Annotated in this window: 8 protein-coding genes, 1 tRNA gene and 1 pseudogene; 1 reads left to right on the top strand and 9 read right to left on the bottom strand. The window is 57.8% G+C overall.

The window, feature by feature from the left end:
* Window positions 1-800 precede the first annotated feature (800 nt).
* Together KH389_RS24710 and KH389_RS24705 are read right to left on the bottom strand one after the other, a co-directional pair.
* Window positions 801-1,196, bottom strand: a complete 396-nt coding sequence (locus KH389_RS24710; protein ID WP_244988660.1) for a plasmid mobilization relaxosome protein MobC — start codon at window positions 1,194-1,196, stop codon at window positions 801-803.
* A 445-nt stretch (window positions 1,197-1,641) separates the two neighbouring features.
* A pseudogene (locus KH389_RS24705) lies at window positions 1,642-2,792 on the bottom strand (IS3 family transposase).
* Window positions 2,793-2,902: 110 nt separating this feature from the next.
* Between KH389_RS24705 and KH389_RS24700 the strand changes: the two are divergent.
* A complete protein-coding gene (locus KH389_RS24700) occupies window positions 2,903-3,508 on the top strand; it encodes a hypothetical protein (protein ID WP_213606418.1) in 606 nt (201 codons plus the stop codon).
* A gap of 103 nt (window positions 3,509-3,611) precedes the next feature.
* Here KH389_RS24700 and KH389_RS24695 read toward each other — a convergent pair whose 3' ends face one another.
* From KH389_RS24695 to rpsU, 7 genes are all read right to left on the bottom strand, one after another.
* The gene (locus tag KH389_RS24695) at window positions 3,612-4,037 is read right to left on the bottom strand and encodes a hypothetical protein (protein ID WP_213606417.1); all 426 of its coding nucleotides are present in this window, start codon (window positions 4,035-4,037) and stop codon (window positions 3,612-3,614) included.
* 2 nt (window positions 4,038-4,039) lie between these two features.
* Window positions 4,040-4,333, bottom strand: a complete 294-nt coding sequence (locus tag KH389_RS24690; RefSeq protein WP_213606416.1) for a hypothetical protein — start codon at window positions 4,331-4,333, stop codon at window positions 4,040-4,042.
* Between the two features lie 262 nt (window positions 4,334-4,595).
* Window positions 4,596-4,672: transfer RNA gene (locus KH389_RS24685), tRNA-Ile, on the bottom strand.
* A 13-nt stretch (window positions 4,673-4,685) separates the two neighbouring features.
* A complete protein-coding gene (locus KH389_RS24680; RefSeq protein ID WP_043863741.1) occupies window positions 4,686-8,426 on the bottom strand; it encodes a bifunctional diguanylate cyclase/phosphodiesterase in 3,741 nt (1,246 codons plus the stop codon).
* Window positions 8,427-8,553: 127 nt separating this feature from the next.
* Window positions 8,554-10,407 (bottom strand): RNA polymerase sigma factor RpoD, encoded by a 1,854-nt coding sequence (gene rpoD, locus KH389_RS24675; RefSeq protein ID WP_213606415.1) that lies wholly within the window; start codon window positions 10,405-10,407, stop codon window positions 8,554-8,556.
* Window positions 10,408-10,474: 67 nt separating this feature from the next.
* The gene (gene dnaG, locus KH389_RS24670) at window positions 10,475-12,454 is read right to left on the bottom strand and encodes a DNA primase (RefSeq protein ID WP_043863743.1); all 1,980 of its coding nucleotides are present in this window, start codon (window positions 12,452-12,454) and stop codon (window positions 10,475-10,477) included.
* Window positions 12,455-12,775: 321 nt separating this feature from the next.
* Entirely contained in the window at window positions 12,776-12,991 is a 216-nt protein-coding gene (gene rpsU / locus KH389_RS24665; RefSeq protein WP_002551877.1) for a 30S ribosomal protein S21, read from the bottom strand.
* Window positions 12,992-13,120 lie beyond the last annotated feature (129 nt).

Genomic DNA, 13,120 nt, shown 5'->3' with positions numbered 1-13,120 from the left:
TCCGCTATGTTCGACGTATTACAAAGTAAAGCGGTTTCACACGCCACGTCTGTGAAAGAAATATAAATTGCCTAGTTTGAAAGTCGTCCGCGAGCCTTGGTAGTTCACGCATAATATTCGTTACTTCTGCCCAATCCATGACTCGGCTGTTGGCGACGCCAGAGATGAGGGTAGATGGGGTTGCAGGCTGTATATCACCATGAAGCGATTCTAGCGCTAAATCACGACTTACCTCACACGTAAACTGAATGTCCTGCTCAGCGGCCATATGACTAATGTCAAACCACAGTGATGCCGCGTGCGACTGATCAAAAATATTATTGGTTAAGGAGTTTCCACATACAGTTTTAATTCCCAGCTTCGACGCGCATTCAGCGACACGGAAAAGCCTTTTGTTGATTTTTCCGTTAATGGTGAGACTGTTAGCTTCATTGATCTTTGGACGTCTTGCAAAAAACGCATCTAGGTGAAAGCGTTCTCCAGATAATGAGTCAAATGCGATAAGTGTGTCCTCTCTACGTCCAGAGAAAAAACAGGTACTGCGGGTCCTAGAGGCTCCTATAGCTTTATGAATTTCGGTGCGAGAGCGTACTCTGCGGTCCTTTCTGAATAAAAGCTTGGAATTTTAGTGTCCTAGGTAGAGATTTGGCAATCATATATTGCCAACGTGGTTATAGCCGCTTCATGCGGATGCCTGTGGTGCTAGTGCTGGGCTCCTAGTGACAGATTTATTTTGGAGCTGAGTTTGATAGTTTCAAGGGAGTATCACCCACTCACGTCATCGGAGTTATTCGCCAACGTTATAAGCTAGCGCGAATGGCACTACTTACCATGTCTGCATGCTTTTCTATGATATGACTAATGGCGTTGATTCTCTCCACGGTAATTGGTTCGTAGTGCCCTTCATTCAGTTGTCGGGCTATCTGGTTGAGATTGCGGCCAAGTGCAAGTAGATGGTAATTAGACTCATCCAATGCGTCTATTTCAGTCATCTTGAATTGAGGCTCGTGGGTTAGGCCTACCCGGATAGCATCAATGATCCAGCGGCGTGAAGAACAACGCTCAACATCTGCCATTTCTTTGATGGCTGTTTTTTCAGAGTTGGTAAGCAGTATCTCAAAGCGTACCTTTCCCTCACTCCCGATCTCAATCTGCTGATGCGTTTTTGTTTGCGCATTCTTATTTGGCCTCAGCAACTGATGCTCGATCCCCTCCTTTTATTTATGGTTCGACCGGACTTGTCCATACATTAGTCTCCGTTGAGTAGGTGGACCACATGTCGCTTGGTTCAATATAGTGTGCGCACACTTTACCGGCGGTTAGCCTATCCTGCAGTTTGTAGCAATCGAGATTTCCTCATGACGAAGAATTTGGGATGTATGGCACTGTCAGATAGTGAGCCAAAGTGAGATAATAGATATCCCCAAAGTGCAGTGCTTTGGTCTAATTCAATGAACGCTGTAATCGTCTCGTCTCGTCTCGTCTCGCTGATGCTCAATGCATTATGGACGCGGCCCTTAAAAGACGGGGCCTACACCGGGTAAGACTGGCGCATAGTCACCCCAAGAACGGTACAACCGTGCTGGGTGCGATTTCTAAACAGATCGACAGGCCGGACAGACGGCCCAGTGTAGTGGTCAACTAATCACGGGCGTTAAGTTTTTCTTCAACCACGGCGGGCGCTAGTCCGCCGTTGAATTGGTGTGGCCGTTGCCAGTTGTAGCGCTGCATCAAAAACCGACCAATATCCTGCTGTGCCAGGAAAGCACTCATGTATCCCACTGTTGGCACCCATTCTGTTTTCAAACTGCGAAACAACCGCTCCATCAGCGCGTTGTCGTGGCAGTTTCCCCGTCGACTCATGCTCTGTTTGAACCGATAATGCCACAGCCGCTGACGGAAGCTTCGGCTGCCGTGTTGGCTGCCTTGGTCGCTGTGAAACAGCACGCTCTGTGGCCGACCACGCTGTTCATAGGCCATATCCAATGCCTTGATCACAAGGTCGGCATCGGGCTTCGCTGAAAATGCCCAGCCCACCACGCGGCGGGCGAATAGATCGATGACGGCAGCCAAATAGTGCCAGCGACCTTGAGCCCAGACATAAGTGATGTCACCGCACCAAACTTCGTTTGGTGCCGATACGGTGAACGCTCGATCCAGCACGTTCGGGATATCTGGTCGCGACCGTCGCTTTTTTGTAGGCATGTGAACCGGGTTGCTTACTGATTAGCTTCATTTCGCTCATCAGCTTACGCACCTTGAAGCGCCCAATTTCTATGCCGTCCTCGCGCATCATGAACATGATGCTTCGGCTGCCCGCCGCGCTGCGGCTTTAGGTGAACAGTTCGTTCACTCGGCTGCGTAAAACCAGCTGCTCAACGTCGGGAATTCGACGTTTTCGGCAGTGCGCGTAGTAGCAAGATCGGGTGACTTCAAATACCGAGCACAACAGATCAACAGGCTCTTCAGAGCGGAGCTGATCGATTAACGCGAACGCTCGTGTTCCTCGGCCATCAAGAGCGCGGTGGCCTTTTTAGGATCGATTTTTCCCGTTCCAGCCGATTGATTCGGGCTTCTAATTCCTGGATTTTTTGCTGCTCGGGCGTCAGCGCCTTGCTGGTCGGAGTGACACCGCCTCGCTCTTGCTGGAGCTGGTTGACCCATCGACGCAGGGCCGACTCCACCAAGCCGAGCGAACGGGCTGCTTCGATGTGGCTGTAGCCTTGGTCGAGCACCAGGCTGGCAGCTTCGCGTTTGAACTCGGGCGTAAAGGTACGACGTTGCTTGGTCATCAGACACCTCTCTATGGCGAGCATTCTCGCCTAAATGGGTGTCGGGAATCATTAGACCACTACAGTATGAGGCTGCCGTCGCCTGTGATAACTCGGATCTGAATAGCGCAATGGCTAAGGCGTCGATCCTGTCCGTGAACTGTGCGCTTGAGGCAGCGGCTAACTCGTTTCTTCAACCAATTGAGATTAACGACAAGTTTTCGAAGGAGCTAGATAAGCTTAAGACGCTGGATAAATTTGATTTTTTATTGCAGTGGCACACAAATAAAGAGCTGCCTCGTGGTGATGCTCATATCCAGGCTGTCGTCAAAATGATCGTTAATAGAAACAACATGGTTCATCCTAAGGTAAACTCTAGGAAGGCAATAATTGAGACAAAAGTTGGGCCTGAGGGCATAACTCATACAGAAATAAAGCCCCCGCCAAGAAAGGGGAAGGATACCAAGCATAAGCTGCTTGCTGGAGACTTCGAGCTTTATACTCACGAAGATGCAAAGGCGGCGCTCATTGCTATCGCGACGTTCCTCAATGCGTTCGTAGAGTATTGGGGGGTTGGGTATGAAGAGGCAGAGAAATTTTCGTTTCAGGCGTGGGACGGCTCAATCAACGCTCGCCCTGTCATGTTCAGAACGAATCAGATAGCTACTCTTATAAAAAATGACCACTTCTTGAATATCCAGTTTATGGGTATCCACGGCATGTTTAAAAGTACGTAATGTGCGAGCTAGGCCAGTGGGAGGATAAAGCTATTTATCCTCCCAGCGGTCGTGGTGGTCAAGATTTCTTATACTTTTGCGCCGACTTACGAACAGCTAGCCTTCAGTTTCTCACCGTTACGTCCGTAGCACCGCTTGTTTTAAGTGAAATTTGTCGTCCCTTCTTTCTAAGCGCTATCCTTTTGAAAATAGCCACGCCTAAAGAAATTGCTAGCAATATGCTGAATGCGATAGTATTCCAGAGTACATAAGTTGCGCTCGCAGACCCGGCTTTCGCTTCCTGGATGTAGGAAATTAAAAAGCCAATTACAAAATTCGATACTATTGAGGCAATAAAAACCCAGACTTCATAGTCGCCAAGAGCGCTTGCGTCTACCATGCGAATCTGGATGTTGTCTGGAATTGAGACTACTACGTTGAAAGCTTCTGATGTATTCGGGTTCTGAGTTGGTGCTGATGGGGCGATCGTACTAGGGTCGGCATGAATTGAGGTTGAGCTACCATGCGGCCTCGGAATAAATCTGGTCATGCTTAATTCGTCCGTAAATTTATCTCATTCCACATGTTTTCAGGCAGCCAGCCATTGTAAGAGCCACCAGTCATTACTGGTGTGCATAAAATTTGAACATCGCTTGGGTGCTGTCTTGCGACATTAGTCATCGCTTCAATGATTGCGTCTCGATCTTGAATTGACCAAACTTGTACGACATATAGTGTGTTAAGAGGCTTTACCCAAGAGCGTGAAGCAATGCAAGCTTTAAGCTTTTCATTGATTTCATTCCAGTGATGCTGGCCATGGATATCCCATGAAATTACCACATGCATTTTTGTCTCCTTACGTCTGGGTCAGCTTGCCCCCATGCCGTCCTCTTAGCACTCTCTCGGCAAACGTTACTGCACTGAGCACGTACGGATGGAGCTGCGTTGGGTCTGATAGCCATGCTCTCGCCCCCTATGCGCTGCACAAGCAGGCGTGAGACGCCCGTGCCCCATATTCTAAGAAACGGAAACGGGGAGGAAACGGGTAAAAAACTTCCTAGCTACATCACAGTGGCTTACCTGAATTAGCGTAAGCCACTGATTTTATTGGTGGGCCCACACGGACTTGAACCGTGGACCAAAGGATTATGAGTCCTCTGCTCTAACCAACTGAGCTATAGGCCCCAGTGGTCGCGGATTATAGCGAGGGTTTCGAGGCTGTGCTATCCGAAAGATCCGAAACTGCCCGGCGTAGAAAGGTCGCGGCGAATTCAGGCGCCGCCAGCGGAAGGCTGACGATGTAGCCCTGGATCTGTTCGCAACCCTCGGCCGCCAGAAATTGCTGCTGCGCCTGGTTCTCCACGCCCTCGGCGATGATGGTCAGCTGCATGCTGCGCCCCAGCGCAATGATCGCCCGCGCAATTGCCGCATCGTGCGGGTCATCCGGCAGGCCGCGGATAAACGACTGGTCGATCTTGAGGATGTCCAGAGGCAGGCGTTTGAGGTAACTGAGCGAGGAGTAGCCGGTGCCGAAGTCGTCGATGGCCAGTTGTACACCGATGCGCTTGAGCTGGTGCAGGATGGCCAGCGCCTCCTCGGCCTGGCTCATGATGAAGTTCTCGGTGATCTCCAACTGAAGGTCGCCGGCCTTGAGCTGGTGAGTGCGCAGCAATTGCTCGATGCGCTGTACCAGCAACGGCTGACGCAACTGCGCGCCCGCCAGGTTGACCGACAGTGGCCCGAACGCAAGGTAGCTGTGCTTCCACGCTTGCATCTGCCGGCACGCCTGCTCCAACACCCAGTCGCCCAGCTGCAGAATCATGCCATTTTCTTCCGCCAGCGAGATGAAGTGCTCCGGCGGTACGTCGCCGAAGGTCGGGTGGCGCCAGCGAATCAGTGCCTCGGCGCCCACCAGGCTCTGGGTCTTGAGGCTGAACTTGGGCTGGTAGCTCAGGCTCAGTTCCTTGCGCTCGATGGCGCGGCGCAGTTCGTGCTCCAGCGCGATGCGCTCGGCGGCCTGGGCGGTCAGGTCGCGGGTGTAGCTCTCGACCCGGTTGCGCCCCTTGGCCTTGGAGCGGTACATGGCCGCATCGGCGTTGCGGATCAACGAGGCCACGTCGGTGCCGTCCTGGGGGTACAGGCTGGTGCCGATACTGGCACTGGTGAAGAACTCGTGTTCGCCGGCCTGGAACGGTGCGCCAAAGCAGGCCAGTAGCTTGTTGGCGATATGCTCGGCATCGCTTGGCTGGTGCAGGCCGGGCAGCAGGATGATGAATTCGTCCCCGCCCAGGCGTGCCACGGTGTCGTTGTCGCGCACCTGTTCTTTCAGGCGCTGCGCGATTGCCTTGAGCAGCAGGTCGCCGACCGGGTGGCCGAGGCTGTCGTTGATGTGCTTGAAGCGGTCCAGGTCGAGGAACAGTACCGCGCCCTGGCGACCCGAAGGCTGTGGGCTGCTGAGTGCGGCCTGCAGCCGGCTTTCAAACAGGGTGCGGTTGGGCAGGCCGGTGAGGGGGTCATGGTGGGCCTGGTAGTCGAGCTCGGCCTGGGCATGCTTGAGGCTGGAGATGTCGGCGAACACGGCGACGAAGTGGGTGATCTCACGCTCGTGATTGCGCACGGCGCTGATGGTCAGCCACGCAGGGTAGAGCTCGCCGCTCTTGCGCCGGTTCTGGATTTCGCCCTGCCAGTGACCCTCGGCGGTCAGCTGGTGCCACAGGGCGGCGTAGAAGGCGCTGTCGTGCTGGCCCGAGGCGAGCAGGCGCGGGGTCTGGCCCAGCGCTTCGAACTCGCTGTAGCCGGTGATTTCGCTGAACGCGCGGTTGACCGCACTGATGTGCTGGTCGATGTCGGTGATCAGTACGCCTTCGGCCGTGTTTTCGAACACAGTGGCCGCCAGTTGCAGTTTTTCCTGCATCAGATGGCGTTCGGTGATGTCGCGGGCGATGGTCAGCATGCAGTCCACGCCGGCAATCGGCAGCGGCCGCGCCGAGACTTCGCACAGGCGGATCTGCCCGTCGGCGCGGCGGATGTGGCAGCTGAAGTCGCGTACGAAGCCGTTTCGGTTCAGCAGCTCGAGCAGTTGCCGGCGCTCGTTGAGGTCTACCCAGATGCCCAGCTCCAGGGTGCTGTGGTCCAGTACCTGGCTATCGAAGCCGGTGATGCGGCAGAACCCGTCGTTGACCTCGATCAGCAGCCCGTCGCTCTGGCGCGACAGCAGCAGGCCGTCAGGCGAGGCGTGGAAGGCCTTGGCGAACTTTTCTTCGGAGGTCTGCAGTTGCTCCTGGGTCTGTTTGAGCTGGCTGATGTCGCGCACCGCCACCACCAGCGCCGGGGTGCTGTCCAGGTCGAAGATCTCCGCCGAGGTGAGCCCGGTGAACAGCTGGCCGTTGCTGCGCCGAAAAGGCATTTCGAGGTTGCGGATGTTGCCGCCCTGCAGGCGCTGCAGCGGGGCTGGCCCCTGGTCTTCGATGCCCCACAGGTTGAGCTCGGCGGCGGTGCGGCCGATCACCTGGTCCTGGCTCAGGCCGATCTGGTCCTCGAAGGCTTCGTTGACCTCCAGCAGGCAGCCATCGCTGACCCGGGCGATCAGCAGGATGTCGGGGCATTGCTGGAACACCGAGGCGAATTTCTGCTCCGACAGACGCAGGGCCTGCTCGGTGTTCTTGGTTTCGCTGATGTCGATCATCAGCCCGCGCATCACCGGGGTGTGCCCATGCTCGATCAGGCTGACGATGTCGCGTACCCACAGCACCCTGCCATCGGCGCGGATCACCCGGTAGTCCAGGCTGTGGTCGCGGCCGGCGGCGGTTTCGCTGTCGCAGTAGGCCTGGGCCCAGAGGGCGTCGTCCGGGTGCAGGATGTCGCGCCAGAAGCCGGGCTTGAGCCATTGGCTGATCGGGTAGCCGAGCAGGTCTTCGGCGTGGGGCGAGACATAGCTGTAGGTGAAGTTGTTGGCATCGGCTTCCCAGGCAATCGCCGAGAGGCTCTCGACCAGGCCGCGGTAGTGGTACTCGCTGCTGCGCAGCTCCTGTTCCAGGGCTATGCGCCGGGAAATTTCCGAGCTTAGCCGACGGTTGACGCGCATCACCGCCGCCAGTATCGCCACCAGCAGCAGGATGCCGGGCAGGCCGTAGAGCAGCAGGTCGCGCCAGCGGTTGCTGTTTTCCAGCACTTTGCCGACCCAGCGCTCCTGGATATGACTGAGCTCGGCCGGGCTCATGTCGGCAATCACCTTGTCGAGGATGCCGATCAGCATCTTCTGTTGGCGCGGGGCCGCCATGGCCAGCTGGTAGCGGTAAGGGGTTTCGCCGCTGACGTAGAGCCCTTCGAGCTTTAGCTGGCGCAGGCTCCAGACGCTGGAGGCGAGGTCGCCGACCACAGCATCGACTTCGTCGGTGGCCAGGGCCTGAAGCGCCGAGCTGACATTGGGCAGCGCCACCAGGTTGAGGTCGGGGTGGTGGGTACGCAGCAGTTCGTGTGGGGCGTAGTTCTCCACCACGGCGACTTTCAGGCCGTACAGCTCCTTGAGGTCACGGGGCCTGGGCCCGCCTTCGTGGGCCAGGATCACGATGGGGAAGTCGAGGTAAGGGCGGGTGAAGGCCAGGTAGCCCTGGCGTTCGGGGGTGGACATGATGCCGGGCAGCAGGTCCAGCTGGCCCTGCCGGGCCTGTTCGAGCACGGCCGACCAACTGCTCGGCTCGATCGGCGTGAACACAACACCCAGGCGCTCCTGGATCAACGCAATGTAGTCGGCGGCCAATCCCTGGTACTTGCCGTCCTGGTCACGGTATTCGAAGGGTGGCCAGGATGCGTCGACGCCCAGGCGCAGCTGCGGATGCGCACTGAGCCAGGCTTTCTCTTCGTCGTTCAGGGTCAAGGCGCCGGCCGCTGCACTCCACATCAGCAGGAGGGGCAGCACGAGGGCCGGCAGTCTGGGCATAGCGGCCTCGTCACTCAAGTGGATAGATTCGAGTGTAGACGGGGGTTTGACCGAAGGGCGAAGAACGCAGGGGTTAAAACGTCAGGGCCTGAAAAAGAAAAACCCCGGCATTTGCCGGGGTTCGTCATTACTCGTCGAGGAAGGAGCGCAGATGCTCGCTTCGCGTCGGGTGGCGCAGCTTGCGCAACGCCTTGGCCTCGATCTGACGGATCCGCTCGCGGGTCACGTCAAACTGCTTGCCTACCTCTTCGAGGGTGTGGTCGGTGTTCATGTCGATACCGAAACGCATGCGCAGCACCTTGGCTTCACGTGCGGTCAGGCCGGAGAGCACGTCCCGGGTCGCTTCCTTCAGGCTTTCGACCGTGGCCACATCGATTGGCGACTGCATGGTCGAGTCCTCGATGAAGTCACCCAGGTGCGAATCTTCGTCGTCACCGATCGGGGTTTCCATGGAGATCGGCTCTTTGGCGATCTTCAGTACCTTGCGGATCTTGTCCTCAGGCATCTCCATGCGCTCACCCAGCTCTTCCGGGGTCGGTTCACGACCCATTTCCTGCAGCATCTGCCGGGAAATGCGGTTGAGCTTGTTGATCGTCTCGATCATGTGCACCGGAATACGGATGGTGCGGGCCTGGTCGGCGATCGAGCGAGTGATCGCCTGACGGTTCCACCAGGTGGCATAGGTCGAGAACTTGTAGCCACGACGGTATTCGAACTTGTCCACCGCTTTCATCAAGCCGATGTTGCCTTCCTGGATCAGGTCGAGGAATTGCAGGCCAAGGTTGGTGTACTTCTTGGCGATGGAGATCACCAGACGCAAGTTGGCTTCGACCATCTCTTTCTTCGCGCGGCGGGCCTTGGCCTCACCGATCGACATGCGACGGTTGATGTCCTTGATCTCGGTGATCGTCAGGCCGGTCTCTTCCTGCAGGTCGATCAGCTTTTGCTGGCAACGCACGATATCGGCGTCCAGGCGGCCCAGTGCTTCGGCCCACTTGGCGCTGCGCTTGGACAGATCGCCGCTCCAGGTGGTGTCCACTTCGTTGCTCGGGAACAGACGCAGGAAGTCGGCACGTGGCATGCGGGCATCACGCACACACAGTTGCATGATGGCGCGTTCCTGGGCGCGCAGGCGCTCCAGGGCGCTGCGCACGCGCTCCACCAGTACTTCGAACTGCTTGGGTACCAGCTTGATCGGCATGAACAGCTCGGCCAGTTGCAGCAGCTCGGCAATACCTTGCTTGCTGTGGCGACCGTGCTTCTTCAGGACCTTGGCGGTTGCTTCCAGCTGGTCGGCGACAGCGCCGAAACGCTGCTGGGCGACGACCGGATCGGGGCCGCTTTCGACCTCGTCCTCTTCATCGCTGGCGCCTTCCTTCTCTTCTTCCTCGTCGTCGTCCGCATCGGCCTTGGCCGGGGCTTTCGGATCGACAGGCGGCGGTACTTCGGCCGGCGGCGCGATGCCGTCATCCGGGTCGATGTAGCCACTGAGCACGTCGGACAGACGGCCACCTTCGGTGGTGACGCGGTCGTATTCGCCGAGGATGTAGTCGACGGTGCCCGGGAAGTGCGCAATGGCGCCCATCACTTCACGGATACCTTCTTCGATACGCTTGGCGATTTCGATTTCGCCTTCGCGGGTCAGAAGCTCGACGGTACCCATTTCACGCATGTACATGCGCACCGGGTCTGTCGTGCGACCGATATCGGTCTCCACGGCCGCCAACGCTGCGGCAGCTTCTTCGGCGGCGGCTTCGTCGGTATCGGCCTCGGCCAACAAAAGGGCATCCGCATCCGGAGCACTCTCGAATACGTTGATCCCCATGTCGTTGATCATGCGGATGATGTCTTCCACCTGCTCCGGATCTGAAATATCCTCTGGCAGGTGGTCGTTGACCTCCGCGTAAGTCAGGTAGCCCTGCTCACGACCGCGGGTGATCAACTCTTTGATGCGAGACTGCTGTTGCGCTTTTCCGGACATAACACCCTATCCACTGAAGGTCTTGGCGGGCAAAAAACAAGCCGAGGATTATACCCGAGCTAGGACCTCACGCGCCAGTTGAGGTCGGGGTTTGTGCGGGAACATTCCGGCTTAACAGGTCACGCAGCTGATTTTTCTCGTCTGCGCTCAACTCACTTTGACGTGCTTTCCTGAGCAGATGTTCCAGGCTGCGCTCGCGTTGGCGAGCGGACAAACTAGTTATGGTGTCGAAAAACTGTTGTTCAAGGTTATCGGCATCGATCAGCCATTCCTTTTCTGCCAATGCGCGCAACAATCGGCCCTGTTCGGTGCCGTGCCAACGCGCGATCAGCTGTAAGGAGCGTAGCTCAGGATTCTTTTGCAAGGCTTCGAGCAACGCCACCAGCAACTGGGCATACACATGCTCTTCAGCGGCGAAATGGCTGGCATCCTCGACCTTCTTGGCCAGTTGTGGGTGGTGCATGAGGGTGCGCAGGGCGCTCAAGGTCGGCGGTTCCACCGACGTCGGCACCCGCGGCGGTGGCTGGAAGTCGCGTTTGCCGTTCTTGTCCCACGGCTTGCCCTTCTTGTCCCAGGGCTTGCCTTCCCACTTCTTCTTCTGCCCGCCCTGGCTTGGCGTCCATTGTTGCTGCTGCGGCTGGAAATGCTCGGGCTGGTGGAAGTCGCTGTAATCCGGGCTGTAGTCGGGAATCGCATCGTAGTCGATGCCCGGGTCGTACGCCGGTGGCGCCTCGCTGGGGGCGCTGTGGGCCAGCTGTTCGACCTGGTGCAGGTCCAGGCCGGTTATTTCGCGCAGGCGGTTGCGCATCAGGGCCTTGAGGTTGGCACCGGGCACTTTGTCGATCAACGGCGCGGCCAGGGTCACCATGTGCGCCTTGCCTTCGAGCGACCGCGGGTCGGCTTCTTCGGTCAGTTGCTGGAAGAAGTAATCGGCCAGCGGCTGAGCATGCTGGTTGATGCGCGCACGGAAGGCGTCGGTGCCCTCGGCACGCACCAGGGTGTCCGGGTCTTCGCCTTCGGGCAGGAACAGAAAGCGCGCCTTGCGCCCGTCCTGCAGGCTCGACAGCGTGGCTTCCAGGGCGCGCCAGGCGGCATTGCGGCCGGCCTGGTCGCCGTCGAAGCAGAACAGCACGCTGGGCACCACGCGGAACAGGCGCTTGAGGTGGTCTTCGCTGGTGGCGGTGCCAAGGGTGGCCACGGCATTGCGCAAACCTTGCTGGGCCAGGGCGATGACGTCCATGTAGCCCTCGACCACGATGATCTCGTCGAGGTTGCGGTTGAACTTGCGTGCCTCGTACAGTCCGTAGAGCTCCTGGCCCTTGTGGAACACAGGGGTTTCGGGGGAGTTCAGGTACTTGGGCTTGTCGTCGCCCAGCACCCGCCCACCGAAGGCGATGACCCGGCCACGGCTGTCGCGGATGGGGAACATCACGCGGTCGCGGAAGCGATCATAGCGCTTGCCGGTCTCGGCATTCTCGATCAGCAGGCCGGCGTCGACCATGGCCTTTTGCTGCAGGGCGTCGCTGCTCAGGTGCTTGAACAGGTTGTCCCAGCCCGGCGGCGCGAAGCCCAGGCCGAAGTCGCGAGCGATTTCGCCGGACAGGCCGCGGCCCTTGAGGTATTCGACGGCCGAGCGGCGTGTCGGGTGGTTCTTCAGGGCCTGGCGATAGAACTCGGCAGCGGCCTCGAGCAGCGGGTACAGCGGCGAATCGGTGGGCTGGCGGGGCTTTTGCCCGCGGCTGCTCTCTTCGCGCGGCACTTCCATGCCGGCGGCCTTGGCCAGCTCTTCGACAGCCTGGGGGAAGTCCAGGTTGTCGTGGTCCATGATGAAGCCCAGGGCATTGCCGCCGGCGCCGCAACCGAAGCAGTAGTAGAACTGCTTGTCGGGGCTGACGCTGAAGGAGGGGGTCTTCTCCTTGTGGAACGGGCAGCAGGCCGTGTGATTCTTGCCGGACTTTTTCAGGTTTACACGCGAACTCACCACGTCGACGATGTCGGTGCGGTTGAGGAGGTCGTCAATAAAACTCTGGGGAATCAGCCCGGCCATGGCACTCTCGTCATCAGGCGACAATCAAGTGTAATCGCTAATGCTGCGGGAACAGCGACGCATTCGATGCAAGCTCGAATGACGTGACACAAAAAAGGAAAGGGGGTGTGCTCGTCTGCAGCCGGTGAAGGCTCGTCAGGGGTGACGTGCACTGCTGGCGGTAAGGCCAGGTCTGACGTGTAAGGCAGGCTTGCCCTTGCTGCATAGCAGTTTGGGCATCTCAGGCGCTCGACCCGAAGGTCCAGGCCAGAGGAAACAGCATCAACTGCCGACAGCCCGGCTTGCACCGGGCATGGCAGAAGCTGGCGACGAACGGCTGTATCAGTACAGACGAACGGCGCGGCGCTGTTCGCGCTGAACTTTCTTGGCGTGGCGTTTGACAGCGGCTGCTGCCTTGCGCTTACGCTCGGAAGTTGGCTTCTCGTAAAATTCGCGGCTACGAACTTCAGCCAGTACACCGGCTTTTTCGCAGGAGCGCTTGAAACGACGCAGAGCTACGTCGAAGGGTTCGTTCTCTTTAACTTTGACGGCTGGCATCCAGAGCTACCTTCATTCATTACCGGGGGTCAACGAACTCGTGGCAAATATGTGCACTGGAGAACGTCGGTTTTTAAGGGTTGCGGATGTTAACCCTTAGCTGGCCTGAATGCAAAGCCTCTGATCGAA

The organism is Pseudomonas qingdaonensis (assembly GCF_018398475.1).
Lineage (GTDB): Bacteria > Pseudomonadota > Gammaproteobacteria > Pseudomonadales > Pseudomonadaceae > Aquipseudomonas > Aquipseudomonas palmensis.
The sequence above is the reverse complement of the archived record's forward strand: the minus strand, read 5'-3'. Positions and strand labels throughout refer to the sequence as shown.

Excerpts from the sequence above, each read along its gene's own strand:
- KH389_RS24700 (WP_213606418.1), top strand. The coding sequence starts at position 2,903 with ATGGCTAAGGCGTCGATCCTGTCCGTGAACTGTGCGCTTGAGGCAGCG.
- KH389_RS24695 (WP_213606417.1), bottom strand. The coding sequence starts at position 4,037 with ATGACCAGATTTATTCCGAGGCCGCATGGTAGCTCAACCTCAATTCAT.
- KH389_RS24690 (WP_213606416.1), bottom strand. The coding sequence starts at position 4,333 with ATGCATGTGGTAATTTCATGGGATATCCATGGCCAGCATCACTGGAAT.
- KH389_RS24680 (WP_043863741.1), bottom strand. The coding sequence starts at position 8,426 with ATGCCCAGACTGCCGGCCCTCGTGCTGCCCCTCCTGCTGATGTGGAGT.
- rpoD (WP_213606415.1), bottom strand. The coding sequence starts at position 10,407 with ATGTCCGGAAAAGCGCAACAGCAGTCTCGCATCAAAGAGTTGATCACC.
- dnaG (WP_043863743.1), bottom strand. The coding sequence starts at position 12,454 with ATGGCCGGGCTGATTCCCCAGAGTTTTATTGACGACCTCCTCAACCGC.
- rpsU (WP_002551877.1), bottom strand. The coding sequence starts at position 12,991 with ATGCCAGCCGTCAAAGTTAAAGAGAACGAACCCTTCGACGTAGCTCTG.